This is a genomic window from Spirillospora sp. NPDC048824 (genome assembly GCF_043198455.1).
Classification (GTDB): domain Bacteria; phylum Actinomycetota; class Actinomycetes; order Streptosporangiales; family Streptosporangiaceae; genus Spirillospora.
In genome coordinates this window covers 51,609-77,113 of sequence record NZ_JBICUS010000008.1, presented here as the reverse complement: position 1 = coordinate 77,113, position 25,505 = coordinate 51,609, and the positions used below count along the sequence as shown (strand labels likewise).

Annotated in this window: 29 protein-coding genes; 16 read left to right on the top strand and 13 right to left on the bottom strand. The window is 71.3% G+C overall.

Features of this window, described 5'->3' with window-relative positions:
* Positions 1-9: 9 nt before the first annotated feature.
* The 3 genes from ACGFIS_RS17675 to ACGFIS_RS17665 all read right to left on the bottom strand — a co-directional run bounded on the left by ACGFIS_RS17675 (position 10) and on the right by ACGFIS_RS17665 (position 3,762).
* Complete coding sequence (locus ACGFIS_RS17675; RefSeq protein ID WP_392899590.1) at positions 10-1,164, bottom strand: homoserine O-acetyltransferase; 1,155 nt, start codon at positions 1,162-1,164, stop codon at positions 10-12.
* Positions 1,161-2,489, bottom strand: a complete 1,329-nt coding sequence (locus tag ACGFIS_RS17670) for a bifunctional o-acetylhomoserine/o-acetylserine sulfhydrylase (RefSeq protein ID WP_392971740.1) — start codon at positions 2,487-2,489, stop codon at positions 1,161-1,163. The genes ACGFIS_RS17675 and ACGFIS_RS17670 overlap by 4 nt, the downstream gene beginning before the upstream one ends.
* A gap of 352 nt (positions 2,490-2,841) precedes the next feature.
* The gene (locus ACGFIS_RS17665) at positions 2,842-3,762 is read right to left on the bottom strand and encodes a phosphatase PAP2 family protein (RefSeq protein ID WP_392971737.1); all 921 of its coding nucleotides are present in this window, start codon (positions 3,760-3,762) and stop codon (positions 2,842-2,844) included.
* A 152-nt stretch (positions 3,763-3,914) separates the two neighbouring features.
* Between ACGFIS_RS17665 and ACGFIS_RS17660 the strand changes: the two genes are divergently transcribed.
* Together ACGFIS_RS17660 and ACGFIS_RS17655 are read left to right on the top strand one after the other, a co-directional pair.
* Positions 3,915-4,478, top strand: coding sequence for a DUF1349 domain-containing protein (locus ACGFIS_RS17660; RefSeq protein WP_392971734.1), 564 nt, complete (start codon positions 3,915-3,917; stop codon positions 4,476-4,478).
* A 67-nt stretch (positions 4,479-4,545) separates the two neighbouring features.
* The gene (locus tag ACGFIS_RS17655) at positions 4,546-5,517 is read left to right on the top strand and encodes an alpha/beta hydrolase (RefSeq protein ID WP_392971731.1); all 972 of its coding nucleotides are present in this window, start codon (positions 4,546-4,548) and stop codon (positions 5,515-5,517) included.
* Here the strand turns inward: ACGFIS_RS17655 and ACGFIS_RS17650 are convergent, their stop codons facing one another.
* Positions 5,518-6,150: a TetR/AcrR family transcriptional regulator gene (locus ACGFIS_RS17650; RefSeq protein WP_392898816.1), complete on the bottom strand. Its 633-nt coding sequence runs from the start codon at positions 6,148-6,150 to the stop codon at positions 5,518-5,520.
* 88 nt (positions 6,151-6,238) lie between these two features.
* On the opposite strand from ACGFIS_RS17650, the gene ACGFIS_RS17645 reads away from it, so the two are divergent.
* On the top strand, positions 6,239-7,237 hold the full coding sequence (locus ACGFIS_RS17645; protein ID WP_392971728.1) for an oxygenase MpaB family protein: 999 nt from the start codon (positions 6,239-6,241) through the stop codon (positions 7,235-7,237).
* 9 nt (positions 7,238-7,246) lie between these two features.
* Here the strand turns inward: ACGFIS_RS17645 and ACGFIS_RS17640 are convergent, their stop codons facing one another.
* Positions 7,247-7,570: a DUF6223 family protein gene (locus ACGFIS_RS17640; protein WP_392971725.1), complete on the bottom strand. Its 324-nt coding sequence runs from the start codon at positions 7,568-7,570 to the stop codon at positions 7,247-7,249.
* Between the two features lie 435 nt (positions 7,571-8,005).
* On the opposite strand from ACGFIS_RS17640, the gene ACGFIS_RS17635 reads away from it, so the two are divergent.
* Both ACGFIS_RS17635 and ACGFIS_RS17630 read left to right on the top strand, forming a co-directional pair.
* Complete coding sequence (locus tag ACGFIS_RS17635; RefSeq protein ID WP_392898808.1) at positions 8,006-8,290, top strand: hypothetical protein; 285 nt, start codon at positions 8,006-8,008, stop codon at positions 8,288-8,290.
* A 29-nt stretch (positions 8,291-8,319) separates the two neighbouring features.
* Complete coding sequence (locus tag ACGFIS_RS17630; protein WP_392898805.1) at positions 8,320-9,060, top strand: hypothetical protein; 741 nt, start codon at positions 8,320-8,322, stop codon at positions 9,058-9,060.
* A 392-nt stretch (positions 9,061-9,452) separates the two neighbouring features.
* Here the strand turns inward: ACGFIS_RS17630 and ACGFIS_RS17625 are convergent, their stop codons facing one another.
* The gene (locus ACGFIS_RS17625) at positions 9,453-10,019 is read right to left on the bottom strand and encodes an HAD family hydrolase (RefSeq protein ID WP_392898802.1); all 567 of its coding nucleotides are present in this window, start codon (positions 10,017-10,019) and stop codon (positions 9,453-9,455) included.
* Positions 10,016-10,402 carry an ATP-binding protein gene (locus tag ACGFIS_RS17620; RefSeq protein ID WP_392898799.1) on the bottom strand — a complete coding sequence of 129 codons (387 nt, stop codon included), beginning with the start codon at positions 10,400-10,402 and terminating at the stop codon, positions 10,016-10,018. The genes ACGFIS_RS17625 and ACGFIS_RS17620 overlap by 4 nt, the downstream gene beginning before the upstream one ends.
* A gap of 148 nt (positions 10,403-10,550) precedes the next feature.
* Here ACGFIS_RS17620 and ACGFIS_RS17615 point away from each other — a divergent pair, with 148 nt between their 5' ends.
* Genes ACGFIS_RS17615 through ACGFIS_RS17600 form a run of 4 tightly spaced genes read left to right on the top strand, consistent with a single transcriptional unit; the run spans position 10,551 to position 12,017 of the window.
* On the top strand, positions 10,551-11,363 hold the full coding sequence (locus tag ACGFIS_RS17615; protein WP_392898797.1) for a helix-turn-helix transcriptional regulator: 813 nt from the start codon (positions 10,551-10,553) through the stop codon (positions 11,361-11,363).
* Positions 11,360-11,554, top strand: a complete 195-nt coding sequence (locus ACGFIS_RS17610) for a DUF397 domain-containing protein (protein WP_392898794.1) — start codon at positions 11,360-11,362, stop codon at positions 11,552-11,554. Before ACGFIS_RS17615 ends, ACGFIS_RS17610 begins: the two co-directional genes overlap by 4 nt.
* 38 nt (positions 11,555-11,592) lie before the next feature.
* Positions 11,593-11,796, top strand: coding sequence for a DUF397 domain-containing protein (locus tag ACGFIS_RS17605; RefSeq protein WP_392898791.1), 204 nt, complete (start codon positions 11,593-11,595; stop codon positions 11,794-11,796).
* Positions 11,797-11,828: 32 nt separating this feature from the next.
* Positions 11,829-12,017 carry a DUF397 domain-containing protein gene (locus ACGFIS_RS17600; RefSeq protein WP_392898789.1) on the top strand — a complete coding sequence of 63 codons (189 nt, stop codon included), beginning with the start codon at positions 11,829-11,831 and terminating at the stop codon, positions 12,015-12,017.
* Between the two features lie 151 nt (positions 12,018-12,168).
* Here ACGFIS_RS17600 and ACGFIS_RS17595 read toward each other — a convergent pair whose 3' ends face one another.
* The gene (locus tag ACGFIS_RS17595; RefSeq protein ID WP_392898786.1) at positions 12,169-12,759 is read right to left on the bottom strand and encodes a TetR/AcrR family transcriptional regulator; all 591 of its coding nucleotides are present in this window, start codon (positions 12,757-12,759) and stop codon (positions 12,169-12,171) included.
* A 67-nt stretch (positions 12,760-12,826) separates the two neighbouring features.
* Between ACGFIS_RS17595 and ACGFIS_RS17590 the strand changes: the two genes are divergently transcribed.
* Positions 12,827-13,483: a hypothetical protein gene (locus ACGFIS_RS17590; RefSeq protein WP_392971721.1), complete on the top strand. Its 657-nt coding sequence runs from the start codon at positions 12,827-12,829 to the stop codon at positions 13,481-13,483.
* 176 nt (positions 13,484-13,659) lie between these two features.
* Complete coding sequence (locus ACGFIS_RS17585) at positions 13,660-15,036, top strand: hypothetical protein (protein ID WP_392898780.1); 1,377 nt, start codon at positions 13,660-13,662, stop codon at positions 15,034-15,036.
* A gap of 9 nt (positions 15,037-15,045) precedes the next feature.
* Here ACGFIS_RS17585 and ACGFIS_RS17580 read toward each other — a convergent pair whose 3' ends face one another.
* On the bottom strand, positions 15,046-16,164 hold the full coding sequence (locus ACGFIS_RS17580; RefSeq protein ID WP_392971718.1) for an ROK family protein: 1,119 nt from the start codon (positions 16,162-16,164) through the stop codon (positions 15,046-15,048).
* A gap of 148 nt (positions 16,165-16,312) precedes the next feature.
* On the opposite strand from ACGFIS_RS17580, the gene edd reads away from it, so the two are divergent.
* The 3 genes from edd to eda are packed head-to-tail and all read left to right on the top strand — an operon-like array spanning position 16,313 to position 19,793.
* On the top strand, positions 16,313-18,124 hold the full coding sequence (gene edd, locus ACGFIS_RS17575; RefSeq protein WP_392971715.1) for a phosphogluconate dehydratase: 1,812 nt from the start codon (positions 16,313-16,315) through the stop codon (positions 18,122-18,124).
* Between the two features lie 50 nt (positions 18,125-18,174).
* Positions 18,175-19,167 (top strand): glucokinase, encoded by a 993-nt coding sequence (gene glk, locus ACGFIS_RS17570; RefSeq protein WP_392971712.1) that lies wholly within the window; start codon positions 18,175-18,177, stop codon positions 19,165-19,167.
* Complete coding sequence (gene eda / locus ACGFIS_RS17565) at positions 19,164-19,793, top strand: bifunctional 4-hydroxy-2-oxoglutarate aldolase/2-dehydro-3-deoxy-phosphogluconate aldolase (protein ID WP_392971709.1); 630 nt, start codon at positions 19,164-19,166, stop codon at positions 19,791-19,793. Before glk ends, eda begins: the two co-directional genes overlap by 4 nt.
* 44 nt (positions 19,794-19,837) lie before the next feature.
* On the opposite strand, the gene ACGFIS_RS17560 is transcribed toward eda, so the two are convergent.
* Complete coding sequence (locus ACGFIS_RS17560) at positions 19,838-20,017, bottom strand: hypothetical protein (protein ID WP_392898764.1); 180 nt, start codon at positions 20,015-20,017, stop codon at positions 19,838-19,840.
* A 73-nt stretch (positions 20,018-20,090) separates the two neighbouring features.
* Between ACGFIS_RS17560 and ACGFIS_RS17555 the strand changes: the two genes are divergently transcribed.
* Entirely contained in the window at positions 20,091-21,017 is a 927-nt protein-coding gene (locus ACGFIS_RS17555) for a LysR family transcriptional regulator (RefSeq protein WP_392898761.1), read from the top strand.
* Positions 21,018-21,100: 83 nt separating this feature from the next.
* Here the strand turns inward: ACGFIS_RS17555 and ACGFIS_RS17550 are convergent, their stop codons facing one another.
* Together ACGFIS_RS17550 and ACGFIS_RS17545 are read right to left on the bottom strand one after the other, a co-directional pair.
* Positions 21,101-21,604: a DUF1707 domain-containing protein gene (locus tag ACGFIS_RS17550; protein WP_392971706.1), complete on the bottom strand. Its 504-nt coding sequence runs from the start codon at positions 21,602-21,604 to the stop codon at positions 21,101-21,103.
* Positions 21,605-21,606: 2 nt separating this feature from the next.
* Positions 21,607-22,296, bottom strand: a complete 690-nt coding sequence (locus tag ACGFIS_RS17545) for a PadR family transcriptional regulator (RefSeq protein ID WP_392971703.1) — start codon at positions 22,294-22,296, stop codon at positions 21,607-21,609.
* 195 nt (positions 22,297-22,491) lie between these two features.
* Here ACGFIS_RS17545 and ACGFIS_RS17540 point away from each other — a divergent pair, with 195 nt between their 5' ends.
* Positions 22,492-24,483 carry a phosphatase PAP2 family protein gene (locus ACGFIS_RS17540; RefSeq protein ID WP_392898753.1) on the top strand — a complete coding sequence of 664 codons (1,992 nt, stop codon included), beginning with the start codon at positions 22,492-22,494 and terminating at the stop codon, positions 24,481-24,483.
* 16 nt (positions 24,484-24,499) lie between these two features.
* Here ACGFIS_RS17540 and hpnH read toward each other — a convergent pair whose 3' ends face one another.
* On the bottom strand, positions 24,500-25,504 hold the full coding sequence (gene hpnH, locus ACGFIS_RS17535; RefSeq protein WP_392898750.1) for an adenosyl-hopene transferase HpnH: 1,005 nt from the start codon (positions 25,502-25,504) through the stop codon (positions 24,500-24,502).
* Position 25,505: the final 1 nt, after the last annotated feature.

The window sequence follows — 25,505 nt, the reverse complement described above, 5'->3', positions numbered from 1 at the left end:
CCGGTGGGCTCAGCCGTCGAGCAGTTCGCGGACGAGCGCGCCGACCTGGTCGGTCTCGGTGAGGAAGCCGTCGTGGCCGCTGCGCGACTCGATCACCCGCAGCCGGTCCGCCCCGGGGATCCCGGACGCCAGCTCGGCCTGCTGGGACAGTGGGTAGAGCCGGTCGGAGTCGACGCCGGCGACCAGCGTCCGGGCCGTGACCCGGCGCAGCGCCGCGGCCGTGCCGCCCCGGCCGCGGCCGGCGTCGTGGCCGTTCATCGCCTCGGTGAGCACCACGTAGCTGCCCGCGTCGAAGCGTCCCACCAGCTTGCCGGCGTGGTGGTCGAGGTAGGACTCCACCTGGTAGCGCCCGGACCGCCAGGGGTCCTCGCCGTCCTGCGGGCGGCGGCCGAATCGGGCCTGCAGCTCCGGTTCGCTGCGGTAGGTGATGTGGGCGAGCCGGCGGGCCGTGCCCAGCCCGGCGTGCGGCCCGTGCCCCGGGGCGGCGTCGTAGTAGTCGCCGCCGCGCCAGCCCGGGTCGGCGCGGATGGCGTGCAGCTGGACGGCCGCCAAGGCGATCTGCTCGGCGCTCGCCGCCGCCGTGGTGGCGAGCAGCAGCAGCGCCGAGGTGCGCTCCGGATACGACACCGCCCACTCCAGGGCCCGCATCCCGCCCATCGACCCGCCGGTCACCAGGGCCCAGCGGTCGATGCCCAGCGCGTCGGCCAGCTGCGCCTCGGCGATCACCATGTCGCGCTGCGTCACGTACGGGAAGGACCCTCCCCAGGGTCTCCCGTCCGGCCGGCGCGAGGACGGCCCGGTGCTGCCCTGGCAGCCGCCCAGCACGTTGGGGACGACGATGAACCAGCGGTCGGTGTCCAGAGGGCGGCCGGGCCCGACCAGCCCGTCCCACCAGCCGGGCGTGGGATGCCCCGGCTCGATGGGCCCGGCGAGGTGGCCGTCCCCGGTGAGGGCGTGCAGCACCAGCACCGCGTTGGAGGCGTCGGGGGCGAGCCGCCCCCACGTCTCGTACGCGAGCCGCACCTCGGGCAGGGTGCCGCCGGCCTCCAGCGGCAGCGGCCGGTCGAGGGTCACCCACTGCCGCCGCCCGGGCGGATCCCCCTCCCGCCAGGCTCCGGAGACCGGCGGGAGGGAGAGTGACGCGGTCTCGGTACCGGCGGTCAGGGCGCGCCCTTCGCCGCGCGGAAGCCGGCCTCCAGGTCGGCCTTGAGGTCGTCGGCGTTCTCGATGCCGACGCAGAGCCGCACCAGGCCGGGGGTGACGCCGGCGGCGGCGTGCTCCTCCGGTGTGAGCTGGCTGTGCGTGGTGGACGCCGGGTGGATGATCAGGCTGCGCACGTCACCCATGTTGGCCAGGTGGCTGAACAGCTGGACGCCCTCCACGAACCGCCGCCCCGCATCGATGCCGCCGCGCAGTTCGAAGGCCAGCACGGCGCCCGTCCCCTGCGGCAGGTACCGCCGGGACGCCTCGTGCCACGGGCTGGACGGCAGCCCCGGGTAGTGGACGGCCGTCACCTCCTCGTGCTGCTCCAGCCACTCCGCCAGCTTCTGCGCGTTGGCCGAGTGGCGCTCCATCCGCAGGCTGAGCGTCTCCACGCCCTGCAGCAGCAGGAACGCCGAGTGCGGCGCGATGGCCGGGCCGAGGTCGCGCAGCAGCTGGACCCGCAACTTGATGCCGTAGGCGCCCGGGCCCAGGGCCGGCCAGTAGCGCAGGCCGTTGTAGCTGGGGTCGGGCTCGTTGAAGTCGGGGAACCGCTCGGGGTCCGCACCGAAGTCGAACGTGCCGCCGTCGACGACGACGCCCGCGATGGTGGTGCCGTGCCCGCCGAGGAACTTGGTCGCCGAGTGCACCACGATGTCGGCGCCGTGCTCCAGGGGACGCACCAGGTACGGGGTCGCGATCGTGTTGTCGACGATCAGCGGCACGCCCGCGTCGTGCGCGACGTCGGCGACGCCGCGGATGTCCAGCACGTTGCCGCGCGGATTGCCGATGCTCTCGGCGAACAGCGCCTTGGTGTTCGGCCGGATCGCGGCCCGCCAGGCGTCGAGGTCGTCGGGGTCGTCCACGAGGGTGACCTCGATGCCGAACTTCGGCATGGTGTGCCGGAACAGGTTGTGCGTCCCGCCGTAGATGGTGGAGGCGGAGACGATGTGGTCGCCGGCGCGCGCCAGGTTCCAGATCGCCATCGACTCCGCGGCCTGCCCCGAGGCGACGGCCAGGGCGCCGACGCCGCCCTCCAGCGCCGCGACGCGCTTTTCGAAGGCGTCCTGCGTCGGGTTCATGATGCGGGTGTAGATGTTGCCGGGCTCGGCGAGCGAGAACAGGTTCGCGGCGTGCTGGGTGTCGCGGAAGACGAAGGAGGTCGTCTGGTAGATCGGCACGGCCCGCGCGCCGGTGGTCGGGTCCGGCTCGGTGCCGGAATGCACCTGCCGTGTCTCGAACGACCAGCCGGACTCGGCGGACGGGGCGGGGTCGGCGTGCTCACTCATGGCTCTCCTAGGGCTGGGACGGGGGCGGGCGGTCTGCGGAACCGGCGCGAGCACGGCCATGCCGGATGCGGGAGGCGCGGGGCACGCGTACGCGGGGGCGGTTCCGGGCGTGCGCGGCGCGGGAGGCGGCCGGCTCGCGGGACGGCGCCGGGCAGGGGCGGCGTCAGCTCGTCACGCGGCAACAGCTGCTGCTGGTGACGCGCCCGTAGTCGACGTGACGGCGGGCCACAAGCAAGGTCATTGCCGCAGTTTACCCTGGTCACGACCTTGCTTATGGGTAACGTGCGTCACAAATCGCCGGTTTGGGTCGTTCTCCGGGGTCTTCCGGCCGTTTCCGAGCCGGTCCGAACGCTCAGGCGGGCACGAGATCGTCACGGCCGGGAACGTCCGTCCCGGGCGCGTCCTCCCGGTGCCGGTCGCGCTCGGCCAGGTGACCGGCGTCGCGTTCGCGCAGGTGATCGCCGTGCCCGCCGGCGGCGGCGAGCACGGGCCGCGCCGCTCGCGGCGCCGGGCCGGCGGGCCGGCCACCGGGCCAATCGGTGCTCGCGCCGCGTAGGGCGAGGACTCCGCCCTGCCGCACCCGCCCGGCGGTGGAGACCAGCGTCACCGCGCCCGCCAGCAGAGCGGCCGCGACGAGCCCGTCCGTCCAGTAGTGGTTCGCCGTCACGACCACCACGACCACCGTGACCGGCGCGTGCATGGCGACGACCCACCGCCACCGGCTCCGCGACACCCGCAGCACCGCGACGGCGACGAGGATCGCCCACCCGATGTGCAGCGACGGCATCGCCGCGTACTGGTTCGCGATCCCGCCGGTCTCCGGCGGGTAGGCGGACGGCCCCACGGTCATCATCGTGTCCACGGCGCCGATGCCGGCCAGCCGCGGCGGCGCCAGGGGGAACAGCACATGCACCACCAGCCCGGCCGCCGTCAGCGCCACCAGCTCGTTCCGCACCCTGCCGTAGGACGACCGGTGCCGGACGTACAGCCAGACCAGCAGCAACGCCGTCCCGGGAAAGTGCATGCCCACGTAATACACATTCGCCAGGAACGCCGTCTGGTCCCATCCGAGGGCCCATTGCTGGAGATCGACCTCGCTGGGCAGCCACGACCGCTGGAACTCCCACAGCCGTGCCGCGTTCGCCATCGCCTCGGCGGGCCCGTGGTCGAACAGCGACCGGCCCCACTTGTAGAACGCGAACAGAACCGCCAGCAGCCCGGCCTCGGTGACCAGCGGCCGCATCCGGCCACGCATCACTACGCCGCTCGCCATCTGTTTCCTCCCCGTGCCCGGTCGTCTCCGCCTAATAACAACCTTCGCGTCCGACACTTCCCCGGGCACTGGTCCCAGCATCCCGATCGGAGGAAGGAAGACCCCTCCGCGAGGGTGGAGCTAACCCCACCCCTCCCCGTAGATTCCGGAGCATGATCACTGGCGAATGGCTCAACCCGCCCCCGGCCGCCGACCATGACGGATCCGCCCTCCTCGTCACCGCCGCGAAGGGCAGCGACTTCTGGCGGACGACGTCCTACGGCTACAACCGCGACAGCGGCCACGCCCTCCTGTCGCCGCTCGGCCCCGAGGCCGCCGTCGAGGTGACCTTCGTCGCCGACTACGACCACCAGTTCGACCAGGCCGGCCTCCTGGTCCGCCTGGACGAGACCACCTGGATCAAAGCAGGCGCCGAGTACTGCGACGGCGAACTGCAACTGGGCGCGGTCGTCACCCACGGCGTCTCCGACTGGTCGTCCGCCCCCGTCCCCTGGACAGGCAGGGAGGTCACCCTGCGCGCCAGCCGCAGCGGCGACGCGGTGACCGTTCGCGCCCGCGCCGGCGACGACCCCTGGCACCTGATCCGCCTGGCCCCCTTCCCGGTGGACGTCCCCGCCACGGCCGGCCCCTACTGCTGCGCCCCTGAGCGCGACGGCCTGACCGTGCGCTTCACCCGCGCGTCCATCGGGGCCCCCGACGAGACGGTCCACGCCTGACTCTGTACCCGAGCACTTACTTGCTAGTACCCTCTCAGCCGGAACGCCGGGCGAGAGGGGCGCAGGGATGCCGATCACACCGACGGTGGAGGAACGCGCCGGGTGCGGACGCGGCGCACGGGTGGCCGCACGGCTGATGCGCATGCTCATGCGGCCCATGGTCGCCCGCCTGCCATGGACCCCGTTCACGCTGCGCCTCGCCCCGCTCCTCGACCTCGGCGCCGCGCTCATGGTGCCGCCGCGCGGGACGAAGGTCACCAAGGTGAAGGGCATCGGCTGCGCCGCCGAGTGGGTCCGGGGCCGCGGCGTGCCCGCGGACTCGCGCAAGGCCATCCTCTACTTCCACGGCGGCGGGTTCGTCGCCTGCGGCCTGCGCACCCACCGCCGGATGATCGCCCGGATCTCCCGGTCGGCGGGCATGCCGGTGCTGTCGGTCGCCTACCGCATGCAGCCCAAGGTCACCATCCGGACGTCCATCGGCGACTGCGTGGACGCCTACCGCTGGCTGCTCGACAACGGACACGACGCGGACGACATCGTGATCGGCGGCGACTCGGCCGGCGGCTACTTCGCGTTCATGGCCCCGCTGTACGCCCTCCGCGACGGACTGCCCCGCCCCGCCGGCATCGTCGCCCTGTCGCCCTTCACCGAACTCGACATCGCCAACAAGATCGCCCACGCCAACGCCGCGCTCGACCCGTTCATCCCCGCCCCGCGCATGTGGGACATGGTCCGCACCTGCTTCCCGGACGCCGAACTGACCGACCCGTGGCTGTGTCCCGTGGACGCCGGCCTCGCCGGCCTCCCGCCCACGCTCATCCAGGCCGGCTCGATCGAGGTGCTCCGCGCCGACGCCGAGCTGATGGCCGAGCGTCTCGGAGCCGCCGACGTGCCCTGCACCCTGCAGATTTGGGAGGGCCAGGCGCACGTCTTCCAGATCTTCGCCGACATCTCCCGCGAGGGCTTCGCCGCCATCAGGGAGATCGGCGCCTTCGCCCGCCGCGCCACCACCGCGTCCGCCCGGCAGGAGGCCGCCTAGCTACGTCGGCAGCCGCTGCGCGGTCGACGCGTACATGGCCACCGACAACTCGACGGCCTGGTCGACGACCGCGTCGAGATCACGCCCCAGCCGCCCGTCCGCCCACTGCTGCGCCAGCTCCGTCATGGCGCCGGTGAACATGGTCGCCGAGATGAGGACCGGCAGCTCGGGCTCGCCGCTGCCCATGGCGACGAGCGCCTCCAGCAATGCCGTGCTCGCCGCGCGCCGCCGGGCGGCCAGCACCTCGTTCCCCCGCGCCTCGAAGAACAGGACGCGTCCCCGCTGAGGGTCGTCGGTGATGTACTGCAGCACGCTGCGGATGCCGGCTCGGCTCCGGGCCTCCGGATCGGGGCCCGCCTCCTCCAGGGACCGCGCGAGGATGTCCGCGAGCGCGGTCGCCTCCTGGTCGTAGACGGCGGCCAGCAGCTCATCGGTGTCGGCGAAGTTCTCGTAGAAGTACCGGGTGTGCAGCTCGGCGCGCCGGCACACCGCCCGCACCGTGAGCGCGCCCTCGCCGTGCTCCCCGAACAACGCGAACGCGGCCCGCACGAGCATCTCGCGCCGCTCGTCCTTCCGCCGCGCGACGGGCACTCCCGCCCACCGCGTGGACGCCGCCGTCCGGACGTTCGCCATGGCGTTCACGATAGCAAGCCAAGTCTGGACACGGCTGTATCCAATCATTTATTCTGGGTACAGTCGTAGCCAGAAACAGGAGTGCCGGATGCCCCCCAAGAACAACCCCATCGCCAAGCGGTTCGAGCAGGCCTTCGACGCCGACATCCGGTCGAAGTTCTTCAAGGGCCTCGACTTCGCCGGCCCGCAGGGCGACCCCGGCTGGTTCGGCCCGGGCAGCGCCGTCTGGCACGTCCACTCGCATCTGCCCGCCCTGGTCCTCGGCCTCGTCAGCGCCGCCTACATCGAGGGCCTCGACCCGAGCATCAGCTGGATGGCCTACGACCATTCCCGCCTGGTCGAACGCGCCGACGGCATCCCCACCGGAAACGTCGACCCCACCGGCGGCGCGGTCCGCCTCGGCCACTCCATCTCGTTCTTCATCGGAACCGCCTACGGCTCGACGCCGACCGCGGAGAGGCTGGCGCGCACCGTCCGGGCCATGCACCACACCATCAAGGGCACCCGCCCCGACGGGCTCGCCTACGACGCCGACGACCCCGAATGGCTCCGCTGGAACTACGCCACCGTCGTCTGGGGCCTGGCCACCGCGCACGAGCGCTACCACCGCCGCCCCCTGCAGGACATCGACCGCTACTACCGCGAGTTCGTCCGCGTCGGCGAGGCCCTGGGCGGCACCGACCTCCCCGCCACCAAGGCCGAGACCGCCGAATGCCTGGAGTCGTACCTGCCCCGCCTGGCCGTGACCCCCATCAAGGCGTTCGCCACCGGCCCCAACCTGCGCCACAGCAAGGCCAAGCCCTGGGAGCCGGGCAGCGAGTTCATGGACTGGGCGGCCCGCGACATGCTCCCGCGCTGGGCCCAGAAACTCGCCCTCTACCAGCCGCCCAACCCGGTCGTCCTCCGCCTACGGCGCGCGTCCCTCTGGGCGGCCCTCAACGGACTGCACGACGCGGCCGGCCCCCTCCCGGAGTTCCGCCAGGCCCAGACCCGCGCCGGTGGGAAGAAGGCGAGCCCCTTCATCTCCACCGCCCCCACGACCCCCGACCCGGTCCTCACCCGCGAGGAGATCGAGGCCACCGCCTGAGCCCCCGCGTCAGCCGATGCGCCGGGCACGGACCAGAGCGAGCCCACCGAGAGCCGCGCCGACCAGCCCGACCACCACGGCCACGACCGCACCGCCCAGCCCGTTGCCGGTGCCGACTCCACCGTCGGCGGTGGCCGCGACCAGCACACCGACGGTCATGCCGACGAGCCCCGCCACCAGGGCCACGACGGCGCCGTTCCGCCTGCCGCGAGCCAGCGCCAGCCCGCCGGCGACCACGCCGATCAGTCCGGTCAGCGCGGCCGCGGTGGACCCGAGCCGCCCGGCGCTCATGGAGTAGGCATCGGCGGCGGCGAGCAGATGGTGGACGGACATGGCGTGCTCCTTCTCGAAGAATCGGACGTCGTCCGATCATGTCCGCCGCCCCCGCCGCCGGTCGTCCCCCGAACGCAGGCAATCCGCGCTGCCACCGCCGCCGCAGAACCCGCGAAACTACCGCGCACGCGGTACCCGGCCACGAGACCGAGGACCCGGCGGCGGAGGTGATCATCGACAAGCTCGAGATGGGTGATGCTGGGCATGAGCTCGTCGTCGCTTGCCGGTGTGAGTCCGGTCCGGGTAGCTGCCAGGAGGCCCGGTAGCAGGCTGGCGGTTTCGTCTGGAAACGGGCGGGGTCGCGGTCCCAAGGGTCGGAGGCCGTGATGGGGGAGCGACGGTGCGGTCCGTGGCGTGCAGCGAAGCCTGCGGCGTCGTTGGCTTTTCCGGTCCGTACCTGAGGTACCTGGGTACCATGGTTCGTGGAGGTGGCAGATGAGCACGAGCGTAGGGGCGAAGCGCCAGGCGCCGTTGAAGATCGATCCGGCAACCGATGAGTTGATCTCGCAGGCCGCGCATTTCCTTGGCATGACCAAGAAGGACTTCGTGGCCCAGGCCGCCAGGGCGTACCTGGAGCAGCGTCGTGAAGAGGTTCGCCGGGGGATGATTGAGTCGATGAAGGTGCTGGACGGTTCGCTCACCTCGGGCGTCGCGGCGCTGACCGGTCTGTCGCCTGAGCGGATCGAGCAGCTCGGTGGTGTCGGCGACTGGGAGGACTGACGGTGCCGGTCCGTCCCACCCTCCGCTGTGTGCGTGAGGATCTCAACCTGCCTGTTCCGTCGGCACGTACCCCGCTGGACCAGATCGACCATCCGCTGCTCCGCAAGGCGGCTGAGCAGTTCGCCGCATCTGATTCGCCGCATGAACGCATCCGTGCCATCGACGACGTCGTCTTGTTCAAGGTCAAAGTCGGTCGGTGGCGCGGTGCCGTGTTCACCGCGGACCCGCACGCTGAGGTGCGTGACTGGCTGGTGGCGGCGGGAACGCGCGAGGACGGCTCGAACGACGACTTCTACGCCGCGCTGCACGCCCAGGCCCGCACCGCCCGCCAACGCTACAACGCCGAGCACGACAAACCCCTGACCACCGACACCCACGTTGGCCATCTGCTGCCCGGTCAGGACGATCACGACCGTTACCTCCTGGAAACCGGGGCCAGGTTCGCGCTCCGCCTCAACACCGTCGTGGCTGACCTGGTGCGCGGTTCGCTGCGTGACGGCCACGAGCACGCTGCGGACTTCCCAGGGTTCCGGCTCGGGGTGATCGTTCGCGCCAACGACGGCCACGAAACCTACATCGCGATCCGTATCACCGGATCGGTCCCGGGCAACCTCACCGCCCTGATCCTCACCCGGGTGCCGGGCTGCGCCGCCGACGCATGGTTCCCCGAATACGCCCTGCCCGAACGCGACCTGCTCCCCGCCGAACAAGCCTGGTCCAACCTCATGGACCCTAAGGCAGCCGCGAAACTCCTCGACGACCAGCCCTGACCAGGGGCCCACAGTCCAAGCCGCGCTGTCTGCTGCCCTCACCAGGCCGGCGAGATCGCACCATGCGCGCCGCCAACGCGGTCCCGATGATCTTGGGCGTCTAAGCCAGTCGATCAAGACAGGAACCGCGTTCGCGTGCGATCCTCCCCGATTGACGCCCTGGTGGGCCACTGCGAGGGCGTCGGTTCTGCCTTGCCCCGCCCACCAACCTGCCTCGGCCTGCCGGCGCGGGTGGAGATGCTGGACCGCATTCCCGATCCGCGGCGTCGCCGCGGCCGCCGGTACCGGCTCGGCCCCGTGCTGGCGTTGTGCCTGGTCGCCGTGCTCAGCGTGGTGCGCCTGCTACTGGAGGCGTACTACGAGCCGCAGTTCTCGGCCACTCTCCGTTCTGCTCATACGGCTCCGCCGAGTGGCGGTCTACCGACTTCCACGAGTGGAGTGGACGTGGGGCCGCGCTCGATGACCAGGCAGTGCTGCGGTGGACGGTTGAGCATCCGGGCTGCGGCAAGATAGCGCGCCGATGACGGTTTGCCCTCGGGGACCGACTCGGCGGTCACGATCGCGTCGAACGCATCGTCCAGGCGCAGGACGCGGAGGGCCGCGGCGACCTCTGGGATGGTCGAGTCGGTGACCAAGGCGAGTTGGTGCCGCGTCCCGCATAGGGCCATGACCAGTTCGACGGCTCCCGGGTAGGGGTGGAGGTCAGTCTCAGCGAGAGCGCGGTATGACCGTGCCTTGGCGGCCAGGATGTCGTCGATCTCTCCCAACCGGTTCGGCGTGCGATGAGTGAGGAACGCTCGGAAGCCTTCGTGTGCCGTTCGTCCGGCGAAGAAGGTTCGGTGGTCTTCAGCCGTCAAGGAGAAACCGGCTTCGCTCGCCGTTTGGTGGGCCGCGCGCCGGTGTAGGGCGGTGTCGTCCACCAGGACGCCGGTCAGGCCGAAGAGGATGGCCGGAGTCAATGGGCCGGGGCGTTCTCGGGGACGGACATGAGCGCCCAGACGATCTTGCCCTGGCCGGTGGCGGACGGGCGGATACCCGTGTCCTTGGCGTATGCGGCGATGATCGCGAGCCCACGTCCGCTCAGGGCGTCGAGTCCGGCGGCGGATGCGCGCGGGAGTTCGGGGGACGGATCCCAGCACTCCAGCACCGGGGCGCCGTCGTCCAACGCGACCCGGATCCTGAGCAGATGTCCGCGCGCCGCTTCGATCGCATTCGTCACGATTTCGCTCATGACGACCGTCGAGTCATCGATCAGGTCCCGGCCGTAGCCCCAATTGAGAAGGGCATAACGGACGAGTTCGCGGGCGAGTGCGACCGAGGAGTCCACTCCGAGCAGGGTCATCCGGATTTCGTCCGATTCGGGCATTTGAACCACTGGCACTTGATCGTTCATATCCGCCGTCCTGGTTTTCGATGATTCCTTCACAGGATCGACGGCGGCTGTTTACCCTGTGATGGATTGGAATCCATGAAATACACTGGAGGTCAGCGTGAGTGTTCGCGAGACCATCGACCCGAACTCGTCGCTATGGGCGTGGCTGGCCTTTGACCTGTGGTTTTATCGGACTCAGCGGAGCCTTTCTCTCGCGCAGACCGCTCAGATCGTTCGGGTGGCGCGTGGCACTGTTTCCAACTGGGAGGCGGGGCGCCTTCGCCCTGGTGACCAGTACATGGCCATCCTGGACAAGGCGTGGAACACCGGCGGTCACTTCCAGCGGCTCCACCACTACGCGAGCACTGGGCACGACCCCGACTGGTTCAAGCAGTACATTCAGTACGAAAATGCTGCGGAGATCATCAAGGTGTACCACGGGAAGACCGTGCCCGCTCTGGTGCAGACTGAGGATTACATCCGCGCCTTGCTGGTCTGCGCCGGCCGTGAAGATGCCTTGAAGCAGGAGATCGACGCGCGCACAAAGCGTCAGGAGATCCTCAACAGACCCAAGCCGCCCTACGTGTGGATTCTCTTGGATCAGGAGGCGCTGGAGTCTTGGGTGGGGGACGAGGAGGTCATGCGCGGACAGCACGAGCGGCTACTTGAACTCTCCCGATACCCACGTGTGGTCATTCGCATCATCCCCAGGTCTGCGGGAGCGCATCCAGGGCAAGATGGGGCGTTCCAAATCCTCACGATCGGTTCACGCAGCGTCGCATATGCGGGAGCCCAGATCGGTGGACGTCTAATCGAGGCCGGTGACGAGGTGACCACCCTCGGGGTACGGTTTGACCAGATTGGGGCGTTTGCCCTTAGTCAGGACGCGTCCCGCAAGTTGATCGAGCAAGGGATGAGGGACTACGAGTGACCACGTGGCGGAAGAGTTCACACAGTGGCGGGATGAATGACGACGCTTGTGTTGAAGTGGCTCAACTGGGCGATCGCATCGGCGTGCGTGACTCGAAGAACCCGGACGGTGAACGTCTCGGCCTCGGCTCCCGGGAGTTCTCTGACCTGGTCATTCGCATCAAGCTTGGTGAGTTCGCTCTGCGGCGTTGACGGCTGAGTATCTGATCTTTACGGGATCCGGGTCTACCATGATCAAGTGGCGGAAGAGTTCCTACACGGGTAGCGGCAATGACGATGTGTGTGTCGAGGTCGCTGACCTGGGTGGAAACATAGGTGTTAGGGACTCCAAGGACCCAAATGGTCCCCGCCTCGCGCTCAGTTCGCGCGACTTCGGTGGATTGTTGGCACGGATCAGGCGTGGAGAACTGAACTTTGACGAGGATGCTTCCTGAGTGCTGATCAGTCGGCTGACCTGGAGGTTCTTGTGATCAACTGGCGCAAGAGTTCGCGCAGCGGCGGTGTCAATGACAACGCGTGCGTTGAGGTGGCTCGGCTTGGCGGTTTGATCGGGGTGCGTGACTCCAAGGATCCGGGTGGGCCTCGGCTCGGGGTTGTGCCTGGGGAGTTCGGACGGCTGCTCGCTCGCGTACGGCGTGGTGAGTTCGACCGCTGATTCCAGGTTCACCTAGGCAGTGGTCCCGGCGGGGGCGTCTCCGCCGTATCGGGGCTGACCTCTGGATACCCGGCACCTGACGGTTGCGGTGTTCCGGCCGTTCATGATTGTCGGGTGAGCCGGACACCGATGGTGCCCTTGAGGGATCGGGTCAGGAAGTGGTGCCTCGGGTGTGCAACTCGTCGAGGTGGGCGGCCAGGGCGGCGCGCATTCGGGGCGGGGTCGTTGTCCGGGGGTGCAGGGCGGCGTGGACGGCCAGGCCGTCTACCAGGGCGTGCAGGCGGTCGGTTGCGAGTTCCGTGTCCGTGTCCGGGGCCAGGGACTCGACCAGGGCCCGGCAACCTGAGCGCAGGGCGTCGTGGGCCTCTTCGCATAGGGCGCGCAGATCGGGATCGACGAGCGCGCGGGCGGTGAAGGCGAGCCAGACCTGATTCTCGGCGGCTCGTTCGGCGTCCATCGGGAGGAGTTCGTCCAGGACGCGGGCGGCGCGTTCGCGGGGGTCGCCGTCCGCCGGCCCGGTCGCGGCTATCCGTTCCTCGATCCGCTCGATGATCGTGCGGAGGGTGAACGCGAGTAGCTCGGGCTGGGTGGCGAAGTAGTGCCGCAGTGATCCCGCCGACAGGCCCGCCTCGCGGGCGACGTTGCGGACCGAGGCCCGGTCCAGGCCGTCCCGCCGGATGACTCGCCATACGGCCGCGACCACGTCCTGCCGGCGCCTGGCCGGATCCACCACCTTCGGCATGAGGCTTTTATAGCACGGCTGTGTTACGTTGAGATTTATAGCACAGTCGTACTAAAAAGGATGCGTCATGAGCCGTGGCCTTCTCGTCGTCCTCATCGCGGTTCCGCTTCTGCTCGCCGGTTCAGGGTTCGCCGTGGCCGGCGGCGTGCAGGCCGCCTCCGGTGGTGCGTTCGGGACTTCGGATCGGCGCTTCACCACGTCCACTGCGGCACTCAAGACCGACGAGGTCGAGGTGGGGTCGGAGACGGCCCGTGCCGGGGACCCCATGCCCGACCTCGGTGAACTCGCCGAGGTCGAGATCGTGGTCCGGCCGGTCGATTTCGGCGTGCCCCTGTTCGTGGGGATCGGGCCGAAGGAGCGGGTCGAGAGCTATCTGCGCGGGGTGTCGCACGAGGAGTTCGTGTCGGCCGACCTCAGCCCGTTCGCGCCGGTCTTCCGGCGGCTGCCGGGGGCGTCCGAGGCCGCTCAGCCGTCTCGGCAGCGGTTCTGGGTGGCGACTTCGTCAGGCACCGGTACGCGCACCATCAGGTGGGACAAGACCGGTGGCGCGTGGTCCGTCGTGGTGATGCGCATGGACGGCCGGCCCGGTGTGGACGCGTATGCCTCGATCAGTCTGCGGTTCGGCTTCCTGGTGCCCGTGGCGATCCTCGCTCTGGTCGCCGGGACGGCTCCGCTCCTGTGGGCGGTGGTCGCGCGCCGCCGTCGCACAGGGCGATCGGGGTGAGCGCGCCGCGCTGACCGTGTCTCGCACGCGGGCGGTCTCCCTTTCTCGGCCGACAGTTCCTTGCAGGCGGTCAGTCGCTCTTCGACCCCATCGCTTGGGTTGATTCACTATGGTTCCTGATCATGTCGCAATGGAGTGGGCGGACGCAGACGTGTTTATGGGGGGCCGCGGTCGCGGTGAGTGTGGTACCGGCCGCTGCCGGCCTGGTCGCCTCGCTGCTCGGTGTGAAGCCCAAGGGATACGGCGTAGGGATTGCATTTTCCCTTGATCAATGTGGCGGCTGGCTTCATCAGACGGACGTTTCGAGCGTTCCGGGGTATGCGCAGCTGAGCGGCAGGCCATACCTGGTCGTTGTTCCGGCGTTCCTCGTATGGCTGGTGACCAGGCGGCGTGCGGTGGGGTGGACGCTCGTCGCGATTCTTGGGCCGGTGGCCCTCGTCCAGCCGGTGTTGTTCGGGTACGACGTGGCGCGGTGGGGGCGGACGTGCGTGGATCTGTGGCTGCCGCGCTTCCCCGGCTGGCATATCGCGTGGTGGACGTGGCACTTGGTACTCGTGGCCTTGATCCTGGCGTCGGTTTACCGGCCGGGTGTGCGTGCGGTCCGCGTGGTCTCCGGGGCCCTGGTGATGGGGATGGTGCTCGGCATTGCGGGCGACCAGGGGCCGCCACGGGTGGTGATGGCGAGCCCGGACGACTGCGACAAGGTGCGGCCCGCCCTTCCACAGGACCCCGGGGCGTTGGTGCAGGCGATGAAGCGGCTCTCGGAGCGTGAGAGGAGGCTGGCCTACATATGTTCGGTGCGCGGCTATCCCGAAAGGCACCTGTTGAGGAGGTATCCGGCTCCGGAGGATCCGTTGTCCGATGCGGTTCTGCTCCATCAGGGACGGCGTGCTTGCCGTGGGGAGTATCCGTTGCCGCCTGCGGATCTGGGGCGGCGTGGAGTTCACTGGCCGTCCCTTAGGGAAATGGCGTACCTGTGTCCGCGAACGGCTGCGATGCGGTTGCGGGAGCAGGAACGTAGGCGGGCGGCGCTCACGGCGGAGTATGAGCGTGAGCAGGCGAGGGTCAGAGCGTATTGCAAGCGGACTGAGCCGAGGGGGCCCGAACCGGTCACGGAGGCCAGTGAGGTCGCCTCGGGTGGCGAGAGCAGCAGCTATTTCGTCGGGTCCGGAGGCGCCACCGCTCCCAGGGACGGACTGGTCGACGCGGCGGGCGGCTCCGCCACGGTGACCACGGGTACACAGGGAGACTTCTGCCTGACCGTCCGGGCCTATCGGAAGGCGCCGCCGCTCGCGCTCAAGGGCTGGGACCGGGTCGCCGAAGTCGGCTTCGAGAGTCCGGACGGACGGTCGACGGTCGGGTCGGTGTGGGGGCCGATGGGAATGCCGGTCGTCACCGTCGCGGGCCCGGGACGGTATCGGCTCCGGGTGTACGTGCGGGGCCGGGACGAGCCTGAAGCGGTCTCGCCGGAGATGCCCGCGGAGCGGCATCTGCTGGTCGTCTTTCCCGGCAGGTCGAAGGAACGGAAGGTTTTCAAGAACGAGGAGGGGTGACCCTCCTGGTCAGGTCGCGTCGATGGTTTCGGGGGCCAGGATGCGGTCGAGGACCATCGCGGCGCAGCCGGTGAGGCCGGCGGTCTCGCCCAGGCGGCTGGGTTCGATGCGCAGGGTGCGGGTGGCGAGGGCGGTGGAGCGCTGGTAGACGACCTCGCGCAGGCCGGCGATCAGGGGTTCGTCGGCGCCGACGAGGTCGCCGCCGAGGACGACGACGGCGGGGTTGAGGAGGTTGACGGCGGTGGCGACGACCTCGCCGATGCGGCGGCCGGCGTCGCGGAGGAGGGCGACGGTGGCGGGGTCGCCGGAGCGGGCGAGGGCGGCGAGGCCGGAAAGATCTGCCGCGCCGGAGCGGGCGAGGAGGGCGGTGCCGCCGGCGATGGCCTCGACGCAGTTGACGTTGCCGCAGCGGCAGGGGGCGTCCACGGTGGACGGGACGGGGACGTGGCCGATCTCGCCGGCGGCGCCGAGCGCTCCGCGCTGGATGCGGCCGCCGGCGATGAGCCCGGCGCCGATGCCGGTGGAGACCTTGACGAACAGGAGGTCGTCGACGCAGGGGTGGGCTTGGTGCTCGCCGAGGGCGGCGGCGTTGACCTCGTTGTCGAGGTAGGCGGGGACACCGAACCGGTCGGAGACCGGGGGGCCGATCTCGACGGCGTCCCAGCGTCCGGCGACGTGTTCGACGGCGTCGGGGACGCCGAGGCCGACGCCGCGGACGGTGGCGGCGTCGATGCCGGACGACGCGAGCAGGGACGCCCAATGGTCGAGGAGGCGGGGGAGCGTCCTGCCGGGGGACGCCTCGGCCGGGGGGCCGTCGGCGCGGGCGATGATCGACCCGGCGAGGTCGCAGACGGCGAGCTGGCCGCGGGACTGGCCGAGGTTCGCGACGAGGACGGTCCCGCCGGCGGCGTTGAACCCGAGGCGGGCCGGGGGGCGTCCGCCGGTGGACGGGCCGTCGGCGCGTTCGACGACGAGGCCGCGGGCGATGAGGTCGGCGACGCGGGTGGCCACCGCGGGACGGGACAGCCCGGTGATGCGGCCCAGTTCGGTGCGGGTGGCGACGCCGTCCTCACGGATCAGGCGCAGCATGTCGCCGCGGGTGGAGGGGCGGCTGACGGGGCGCGGCATCCGGCCAGTCAAGCACGGCAATGTTCGGTACGTCCAGTTAGTGGAAGCTACGGACTTTAGTAAGAAAAAGTTCATAAGTTCGGTTGTGTTGGTTACGTATGTCTCGGTAGCTTGATGATCTGGATAACCCCTGCTCTGGAGACGTCCTATGGCTGTGCATCCCGTCTTGTCGGAAGTGACCCGGCGTGTCGCCGAGCGGAGTGCCGACCGGCGCGGCGCGTACGTGCGGCGGATCCGGGACGCGCGGTCGGAGGGTCCGGTGCGCGGCGGCATGGGCTGCGCGAACCTGGCGCACGGCTTCGCGGCCTGCGGCGTCCAGGACAAGCTGTGGCTCAGGGGCGACGTCACGCCCAACATCGCGATCGTCTCCGCGTACAACGACATGCTGTCGGCGCACCAGCCGCTCAAGGACTATCCGGACCTGCTCAAGGGCGCGATCCGGTCGGCGGGCGGGACGGCGCAGTTCGCCGGGGGAGTGCCCGCGATGTGCGACGGCATCACGCAGGGACGCGCCGGCATGGAGCTGTCGCTGTTCAGCCGGGACGTGGTGGCGATGGCGACGGCGGTGGCGCTGTCCCACGACATGTTCGACGGCGCGCTGCTGCTCGGTGTCTGCGACAAGATCGTCCCGGGGCTGGTGATCGGGGCGCTGTCGTTCGGGCATCTGCCGGTGATCCTGGTGCCTGCCGGGCCGATGGCGTCCGGGCTGCCGAACGGCGAGAAGGCGAAGGTCCGCAAGCGGTACGCGGCGGGGGAGGCCGGGCGCGAGGAGCTGCTCGCCGCGGAGGCCGCGTCCTACCACTCGCCCGGCACGTGCACCTTCTACGGGACGGCGAACTCCAACCAGCTGCTCATGGAGGTCATGGGCCTGCACCTGCCGGGGGCCAGCTTCGTCCCGCCGGGCACGAAACTGAGGGACGCCCTGACCGAGGCGGCGGGACGGCGCGTCCTGCAGCTGACCGACCTGGGCGACCACTACACGCCCATCGGCGAGCTGCTGGACGAGCGCGCGTTCGTGAACGGCATCGTCGCGCTGCTGGCGACGGGCGGGTCCACGAACCACACGCTGCACCTTGTCGCGATGGCCGCGGCGGCGGGCATCGAGCTGACCTGGGACGACTTCGACGAGCTGTCCAAGGCCACGCCGCTGCTCACCCGCCTCTACCCGAACGGGTCCGCCGATGTGAACCACTTCCACGCGGCCGGCGGCACCGCGTTCCTCATCGGCGAGCTGATCGACTCCGGGCTGCTCCACGAGGACGCCAGGACGGTCGGCGGCGACACGCTCGCCGACTACCGGCGCGTCCCGGAGTTCGCCGGCGGCGAGGCCGAGTGGCGGGAGACCGTCGCGGAATCCGGCGACACGAACGTCCTGCGTCCCGTGGCCGAGCCGTTCGACGCGCACGGCGGCCTGCACACCGTGCGCGGCAACCTGGGCCGGGCCGTCATCAAGGTGTCCGCCGTCAGGCCCGAGCACCGCACGATCGAGGCGCCCGCCCGCGTGTTCGACTCGCAGGAGCGGCTCCAGGAGGCGTTCGCCGCCGGGGAACTCGACCGGGACGTGGTGGCGGTCGTCCGCAACCAGGGGCCGCGCGCCAACGGGATGCCGGAGCTGCACCGGCTCACCCCGCCGCTGTCGGTCCTGCAGGACCGGGGACACCGCGTCGCGCTGGTCACCGATGGACGCATGTCGGGCGCCTCTGGGGCGGTGCCCGCCGCGATCCACGTGTCGCCGGAGGCTGCGGCGGGCGGGCCGCTCGCCCGCGTCCGCGACGGCGACATCGTCCGGCTCGACGCGGACGCGGGCGTGCTGGAGGTCCTCGTCCCGGACGAGGAGTTCGCCGCCCGCGAACCCGCGGCCGGGAACGCCGAGCAGACGTGGGGCACCGGACGGGAGCTGTTCCAGGCGTTCCGGCACGCGGTGGGCCCGGCGGAGCGAGGCGCCGGAGTCCTCACATGAGCGAAGCGAACCGGGGGGTGTGGGGGGTCGCCCCCTCACAGGACGCAGGTATGAGCGAAGCGAACCGGGGGGCGTGGCTGGTCGCCGACGTGGGCGGCACGAACGCCCGGTTCGCGCTGGTGGACGGCCCGGACGGCGACCCGTACCGCGTCCACTGCCTGCCCACCCGCGACCACGCCGGGCTCGCCGAGGCGGCGGCCGCCTACCTCGGCCGGCACGCCCCGGACGTCCGGCCGTCGGCCGCGTGCCTGGCGGTGGCGGGGCCCGTCACGGGCGGGACGTTCCACCTGACCAACGCGGGCTGGCCGAAGGGCACCCCCGAGGAGGTCCGCGCCCATCTCGGCCTGCCCCGCCTGGACGTCATCAACGACTTCGAGGCCCTCGCCCTCGCGCTCCCGCGCCTGCGCGAGGACGACCTGATCCCCATCGGCGGGAACCGCCCGCCCGCCGGCGGGACCCTCGCGGTGGTCGGCCCGGGGACGGGCCTGGGCGTGGCGGGCCTCGTTCCCACGCCGTCCGGGTGGGTGCCGCTGCCGGGTGAGGGCGGCCAGGTCGACGTCCCGGCGGCGACGGACCGGGAGATCGAGGTCGCGCGGCTGCTGCGCGCCGAGTGCGGTTCCGCCACCGCCGAGCTCCTGCTGTCCGGGGGCGGCCTGGCCCGCATCCACCGGTACCTCGCGGCGATCGACGGCGCGGCGGCCGAGCCGCTCACCGCCCGGCAGATCTCCGAGCGGCGGGACGACCCGGTCTGCGGCGAGGCGCTGCGGATGTTCTGCGCGCTGCTCGGGTCGCTCGCCGGGAACGTCGCCCTGACGCTCGGCACCCGGGGCGGCGTCTACCTCGGCGGAGGCATCCTGCCCCGCATCGCGGACGTGCTGCGCGACAGTGCGTTCCGTGCCCGCTTCGAGGGGAAGCCCCCCGTCGAGGACTACCTGCGCGGCATTCCGACCGCGCTCATCGTTCACCCCGGCCCGGCCCTGGTCGGCGCCGCCATGCGGATCGCGCAGAGCCTGCCCGACCCGGACTCCCTGGAGCTTGCATGATCGCCGAAGACCTGTTCGACCTCGCGCCCGTGATTCCCGTCGTCGTGCTGGACGATGCCGGCGCGGCCGTCCCGATGGCCCGCGCACTCGTCGAGGGCGGACTCCCCGCGATCGAGGTGACGCTCCGCACGCCCGCCGCGCTGGAGGCGATCGAGCGGATCACCGCCGAGGTCCCGGACGTGGTGGTCGGCGCGGGAACGGTCGTCCGCCCCGAGGACGCCGAGCGGTCCGCGGCCGCCGGGGCGCGCTTCCTGGTCAGCCCCGGCTGCACGCCCCGCCTCCGGGCCGCGATGGCGGCGACCGGCCTGCCGTTCCTGCCGGGCGTCGCCACCGCGTCCGAGGCCATGGCGCTCCTGGAGGACGGGGTCCGCGCGATGAAGTTCTTCCCCGCCGAGGCGGCGGGCGGCGCGGCCTTCCTGAAGGCGCTCGGCGGGCCGCTGCCGCAGGTCCGGTTCTGCCCGACCGGCGGGGTCAGCCCGAGGAACGCCGCCGACTACCTCGCGCTCGGCAACGTCGGCTGCGTCGGCGGGTCCTGGCTGACCCCGGCGAACGTCGTCCGCGCCGGCGACTGGGACCGCATCCGCAAGCTCGCCTCGGAAGCGGCGGCCCTGCGCGCCGGCGCTTGACGGCTGAAGCGCTTCCGGACGCTCCACCACGGGATCACCGTCGATCAGGACTGAGCGCCGCGGGCGGGGCCCGTCGCGCAGTGCGGGCACGGGCCCGCCGTGAGGGGCGTGCCGCCCGCGTACGGGACGAGGTCCATCCGGAGCCGCCCGCAGGCGCAGCGCGTCCAGACGACGACGCCGTCACTGGTGAGATGCCGGGAGAGTGTCGTGTTCCGCTGAGTCATGGCACCAGTCTGCGGCCGGCCGAACGTTGCCGTCTATTTCAGGTTTCCGCATGGAATCGTGCAAGATGGTTACATGATTGATCTGCGGCGGTTGCACATGCTCCGGCTCGTCCACCAGTACGGGACGGTCACGGCCGCGGCGGAGGCGATGCACCTCACCCCGTCGGCGGTCTCCCACCACCTGCGGGAGCTGGCGCGGGAACTGAAGGTGCCGCTGCTGGAGCCGCAGGGCCGCAAGGTGAAGCTGACCACGGCCGCGTACCTGCTGATCGAGCACGCCGACGGCCTGCTCGCCAAGTGGGAGGAGACCCTCGCCGACCTGGAGTCGCACCGCGCCGGGGCGGCCGGGCCGCTGCGCATGTGCGGCTTCACCACGGCCGTCGGCGGGCTCGTCGCCCCTGCCGCCGGGGCCCTCCTGCGCGCCGACCCGGACCTCGCGATCGAGATCCGCGAATGCGACACCGACGTGGCCGTGGGCCTCCTCGCCGCCGGGGAGACCGACATCGCGGTCATCGAGCCGACCCCGGAGGCGCCGCCTCCCGGCGACCCTCGCTTCGACCGCGAGCCGCTGCTGGAGGAGTCCTATGACCTCATCGTCCCGGCCGGGCATCCGCTCGCGCGCCGGACCGGCGTCCGGCTGGACGACGCGGCGGACGAGACGTGGATCAGCGTCGAGCCCGAGGTCTGCGCCCACCACCAGCAGGTGCTGGCGTACTGCGGCGCCGCCGGGTTCACGCCCCGGTTCGCGCACCACGCCACCAACTGGTCGGTGATCTGGGCGCTCGTCGCGCACGGGCTCGGCGTGTCGCTCGTCCCCCGGCTGGCGGGCGGGCCCGCCGACCAGCCGGTGGTCCGGGTCCCGCTGACCGGCGACGCCGTCCCGAGACGGCGCCTGCTGACCTGCGTGCGGCGCGGCAGCCGCGGCAACCCGCTGATCGCCCGCGGCCTGCGCGCACTCCACGACGCCGTCCCCGACCGCTGCACCCCGATGGCGGCCTGAGCCACGCTGCCGCGACGCCGGCCTGCCGCGTGTCGCCCTTATGGGCGGCCGGACGAGGGCGACACGTCGCAGGTGAACGTGGTTCAGGTGCGGGAGTGGTGTGTGCGGAAGGCCAGCAGGACCGCGCGGACGACCCAGACGGCCAGCGCGATCTGCAGGACCGCGAAGAGCCCCGCACCCGGCCCGGCCGTGAACGCCAGCACGAGGAACACCCCGAGCAGCAGCGGGAACGCCGGGAACGGCCCGTGCCGGTGACGGCCCCGCGCCATGTGCCGGTCGTGGCCGTGGCCGATGCGCCGAGCGTGATGCCGCCACGCGGGATTCATCGGGCCGCCGAACATCACCGCCGCACCCGGCCCCCACGGGACGGCCTCCGGTGCCTGCCCGTCCGGTTCCGGGAGGCCGGTCGGGGCGGGCAGGTCGCGGACGAGGGGACGCAGGTCGCCGCGTGTCTTGGCGGACAGCACGGCGTCCATGCGCTCGTCCAGTTCGCCGCGGTCGAGCCGTCCCGCCGCGAAGTGGTCGTGCAGGGCGACCATGACCGCGTCCCGTTCGGCGTCGCCGATGCGCATTTCGTCCCGTGCCATGGTCACTCCTGCCCGGCCGTCGGGCCCGCGTCGCCGGTGTCGTCGCCGGTGTCGTCGTCGGTGTCGTCCGTGCCGTCGATGTCGTCGGCCAGGATGCGGTAGAGGTTGCGCCGCGTGTCCGACAGGACGTCCTTGGCCTGCGCGACCTGCTCCGGCGACCCGGAGTGGACGATCTGCATCACCGCGGCCCCGGTCTGCGCGGCCTGCTTGAACAGCTCGGGGACGCCCTCGCCGTACTCGGGCGTCATCTCCTCCCACGGTTCGGCCAGCCGGTCGGCGTTCTCCTCGACGTAGGCGCGGCCCTCGCTGGTGAGGTGGAAGGACCGGCGCCCGCCGGCCTCCTCGCCCTCGATCAGGCCCTCGTCCGCGAGTTGCTGCAGCGCCGGGTACACCGCGCCGGGGCTCGGCTTCCACGCGCCGCCGCTGCGCTCGTTGATCTCCTGGATGATCTGGTAGCCGTTGCGCGGCTCCTCGGCGAGCAGGACGAGGATCGCCGCGCGGACGTTCCCCTTGCGCGCCTTGGGTCCCCGGGCCCACGGCCCGCCGCGCCCGCGCGCCCACGGGGGACGCGGTCCGGGGCCGAAGCCGCCGGGCGGGCCCCACGGTCCGGGACCGGGGCCGCCGAACAGCCAGCCGAGGTTCGGGAAGTCGCCGCGTCCCCAGGGGCCGCCGTGTGCATGCTGGTGTCCCATGTTCTACACCACCTTCTGAGACCACTCTTTGATCTCTCGCGATACGCCAACGATATATCGTAGACGTACGGTTGCGCCAGATCGTTCCCGGGAGAACATCGCGGTCCCCGCGCGGCGATCCGGGGCACGTCCCCGCATCCGGTCACCGCCGTTCTGATCGCGGGATTCCTGGGTAACAGGCGTAAGGGGAGGACGATGGGCACTCAGGAAGCGGTGACCGTGCCGGACACGGTGCTCACGGCGGGCGCGGCGAGCCGGCGGCTGAGCGTCCGCAGGGAACTGCTGCTCGGGCTGGCGCTGTTCGGCGTGTACGTCTTCGTGGCGAGCCTCCCCCAGCAGGCCAGGATCGGGTCGGCGCGCGGGCATGGCGAGGCCGTCTACAACCTCGAAAAGGCCCTGCACATCGACATCGAGCTGTCCCTCAACCGATGGCTCGCCGACCAGGGCATCGTGCGGGTGCTGGCGAACTACGAGTACGCGATCACCTACGTCGCCAGCGCGCTCGCCCTGCTGTTCTGGCTGTTCGCGCGCCACCCCGAGCGCTACCGGACGGCCCGCAACGCGTTCATCCTGATGAACCTCGCCGGCCTCGCGTGTTTCGTGCTGTATCCCGTCATGCCGCCGCGGCTCATGCCCGGACTCGGGTACATCGACACCGTCTTCCTCGGCGGCACGTGGGGATCGTGGGGATCACCGCTGGTCGAGCACGCCGACCAGCTGGCGGCGGTGCCGTCGCTGCACATGGCCTGGACGATGTGGGTCGGCGTCGAACTCGCCCGCGTGAACGCGAAACGCTGGGTGCAGCTGCTCAACGTCGTGCACATCCTGGTGACCCTCTACGTCATCATGGCCACCGCGAACCATTTCCTGCTGGACGCCGTCGCCGCCGTCCCGTTCGTGGCCATACCCGTGTACGTCGCCGAGCGCATCTCCCGCCCCCCGCCCCCGAAGGTCGAGGGACCGGACGCGTTCTTCATGGCCGTGGAGACGCCCGCCGCCCCCCAGCAGGCCGGCGGCGTCATCATGCTGGACACCTCGGCGCGCGACGTCGGCCGCGCCGACCTCGTCCGGGAGATCGGCAGGCGGCTGGACGGGCTGCCCCGGTTCCGGCAGCGGCTCGTCCGGCGGGGCCGCTGGCGCCGCCCCGTCTGGCGCGACCACGACCCGGTCGACTGGGAATGGCACGTCACCGAGCGGCGCGTCGACGGCATGGCCGGCCTGCGCGCCGCCGTCGCCGAGATCCAGTCCGAGGCCCTGCCGCTTGACCGGCCGCCGTGGCGGATGGTCGTGCTGAAGGGCGCCGAGCCCGGCCGCACCGCCGTCGTGTACCTGATGCACCATGTGGTCGCCGACGGCGTCGGCATCGTGGCGCAGGCGGTGTACCTGATGGAGCCGCCGCCCGAGCCCGTCCCGCCACCGCCGCGCAGGCCGTTCCGCAAGGCGCTCGCGACCGTCATCGGGCTCGGCCAGCTCGCCACCGCCGTCACCCGCCCGGAGCGGCTGCCCGCCGCGGGGACGTCCGAACGCCGGTTCGCCACCATGCACCTCCCGCTGGCCGAGGTGCGCGACGTCGGCCGCCGCCACGGAGCCCGCGTCACCGACGTCGTCCTGAGCGCGGTCGCGGGCGCCCTCAACCGGGTCGTCGGCGAGGACCCGTCGCTCGGACCGGGGCGGCCCGGCACGTGCCGCGTCGCGGTGCCGCTGATGATGCGGCCGCCGGGCAGCGCCATGGTCGGCAACCACACCACCGCCGTCATGGTGGACCTGCCGGTGGGCGAGATGTCCGAGACCGAACGGCTCGCCGTGATCGCCAAGCGCGGCCGCGTGCTGCGGTCCGGTACCCGGGCGCAGGCCGCCTGGTTCGTCATGGGGCAGGCGGGACGGCTGATGCCGGTGCCGCTGCACGCCCGCTTCGCCCGGATGTCCTACAGCGGCCGGTTCCTCCAGGGGACGGTGTCGAGCCTCCCGGGCCCCGACAAGCCGCTGCGCCTGGCCGGCGCGCCCCTCACCGCCGTGTACCCGATCGTGCCGCTCGCCCCCGGCGCGCCGTTCGCGATCGCCGGGCTCGGCGTCGACGGCGAACTGTGCTTCGGCCTCTCCCTCGACCCGGGGCTCACCGACGACGCCGACGCGATGATGGCGGCCGTCCACGCCGTGATCGGGGAACTGCGCGACGGGCCCGCGTGAGTCACACGGCTGCGGATCAGATGCTGCGCATCGCGCGCACGGACTCCTTCAGCGACCCCATCGTCGCGAACACGGCGGTGGGTTCGTAGCCGCAGTGCGCCATGCAGTTCGCGCACCGGTCGTCGCGTCCCCGCCCGTAGGCGTCCCAGTCGGTCGTCTCGACGAGCTCCCGGTAGGTGTCGACGTAGCCGTCGTCCATCAGGTAGCAGGGCCGCTGCCAGCCCTTCAGGGAGTACGACGGGATCGCCCACGCCGTGCACCGGAAGTCGGTCTTCCCTTCGAGGAAGTCGAGGAACAGCGGCGAGTGGTTGAACCGCCAGCGTTTGCGGCGGCCGTCCGCGAACGCCTTCCGGAACAGGTTCCGGGTCTCCTGGACGCCGAGGAAGTGGTCCTGGTCGGGCGCCTTCTCGTAGGCGTACGCGGGCGAGATCATCATCTGGTCGACGCGCAGGTCGTCGTTGAGGTAGTCGAGGACGTCGATGACGGTCTGCGGCGTGTCGGTGTTGAACACGGTCGTGTTCGTCGTGACCCGGAACCCGCGCTCCTTGCACATCCTGACCGCGTCGACCGCCTGGTCGAACACGCCGTCCTTGCAGACGGACGCGTCGTGCCGCTCGCGCAGCCCGTCGATGTGCACGGCCCATGCGAAGTGGCGGGACGGCTCGAACAGGTCGATCTTCTTCGGGATGAGCGCCGCGTTCGTGCACAGGAACACGTACCGCTTCATCCTGACCAGCTCGGCGACCATCTCCCCGATCCGCGGATGCATCAGCGGCTCGCCGCCCGCGATCGACACCATCGGCGCGCCGCACTCGCGGATCGCCGCGACGGCCTGCTCGACCGGCATCCGCTGCTTCAGCACGTCCGCCGGATGCTGGATCTTCCCGCAGCCCGCGCACGCCAGGTTGCACGCGTACAGCGGCTCCAGCTCGACCAGCAGCGGGAACTTCGACCGTCCCGCCAGCTTGTTGCGCAGCACGTACCCGCCGACCCGCAGGCTCTGGCGCAGTGGCATCGCCATG

Coding starts and splice junctions, on each gene's coding strand:
- ACGFIS_RS17590 (WP_392971721.1), top strand. CDS start 12,827: ATGAGCCGTGGCCTTCTCGTCGTCCTCATCGCGGTTCCGCTTCTGCTC.
- ACGFIS_RS17560 (WP_392898764.1), bottom strand. CDS start 20,017: ATGACTCAGCGGAACACGACACTCTCCCGGCATCTCACCAGTGACGGC.
- ACGFIS_RS17670 (WP_392971740.1), bottom strand. CDS start 2,489: ATGAGTGAGCACGCCGACCCCGCCCCGTCCGCCGAGTCCGGCTGGTCG.
- ACGFIS_RS17545 (WP_392971703.1), bottom strand. CDS start 22,296: ATGGGACACCAGCATGCACACGGCGGCCCCTGGGGACGCGGCGACTTC.
- glk (WP_392971712.1), top strand. CDS start 18,175: ATGAGCGAAGCGAACCGGGGGGCGTGGCTGGTCGCCGACGTGGGCGGC.
- ACGFIS_RS17550 (WP_392971706.1), bottom strand. CDS start 21,604: ATGGCACGGGACGAAATGCGCATCGGCGACGCCGAACGGGACGCGGTC.
- ACGFIS_RS17595 (WP_392898786.1), bottom strand. CDS start 12,759: ATGCCGAAGGTGGTGGATCCGGCCAGGCGCCGGCAGGACGTGGTCGCG.
- ACGFIS_RS17580 (WP_392971718.1), bottom strand. CDS start 16,164: ATGCCGCGCCCCGTCAGCCGCCCCTCCACCCGCGGCGACATGCTGCGC.
- eda (WP_392971709.1), top strand. CDS start 19,164: ATGATCGCCGAAGACCTGTTCGACCTCGCGCCCGTGATTCCCGTCGTC.
- ACGFIS_RS17540 (WP_392898753.1), top strand. CDS start 22,492: ATGGGCACTCAGGAAGCGGTGACCGTGCCGGACACGGTGCTCACGGCG.
- ACGFIS_RS17665 (WP_392971737.1), bottom strand. CDS start 3,762: ATGGCGAGCGGCGTAGTGATGCGTGGCCGGATGCGGCCGCTGGTCACC.
- ACGFIS_RS17645 (WP_392971728.1), top strand. CDS start 6,239: ATGCCCCCCAAGAACAACCCCATCGCCAAGCGGTTCGAGCAGGCCTTC.
- ACGFIS_RS17605 (WP_392898791.1), top strand. CDS start 11,593: ATGATCAAGTGGCGGAAGAGTTCCTACACGGGTAGCGGCAATGACGAT.
- ACGFIS_RS17655 (WP_392971731.1), top strand. CDS start 4,546: ATGCCGATCACACCGACGGTGGAGGAACGCGCCGGGTGCGGACGCGGC.
- ACGFIS_RS17650 (WP_392898816.1), bottom strand. CDS start 6,150: ATGGCGAACGTCCGGACGGCGGCGTCCACGCGGTGGGCGGGAGTGCCC.
- ACGFIS_RS17620 (WP_392898799.1), bottom strand. CDS start 10,402: ATGACCCTGCTCGGAGTGGACTCCTCGGTCGCACTCGCCCGCGAACTC.
- hpnH (WP_392898750.1), bottom strand. CDS start 25,504: ATGGCGATGCCACTGCGCCAGAGCCTGCGGGTCGGCGGGTACGTGCTG.
- ACGFIS_RS17555 (WP_392898761.1), top strand. CDS start 20,091: ATGATTGATCTGCGGCGGTTGCACATGCTCCGGCTCGTCCACCAGTAC.
- ACGFIS_RS17640 (WP_392971725.1), bottom strand. CDS start 7,570: ATGTCCGTCCACCATCTGCTCGCCGCCGCCGATGCCTACTCCATGAGC.
- ACGFIS_RS17635 (WP_392898808.1), top strand. CDS start 8,006: ATGAGCACGAGCGTAGGGGCGAAGCGCCAGGCGCCGTTGAAGATCGAT.
- edd (WP_392971715.1), top strand. CDS start 16,313: ATGGCTGTGCATCCCGTCTTGTCGGAAGTGACCCGGCGTGTCGCCGAG.
- ACGFIS_RS17660 (WP_392971734.1), top strand. CDS start 3,915: ATGATCACTGGCGAATGGCTCAACCCGCCCCCGGCCGCCGACCATGAC.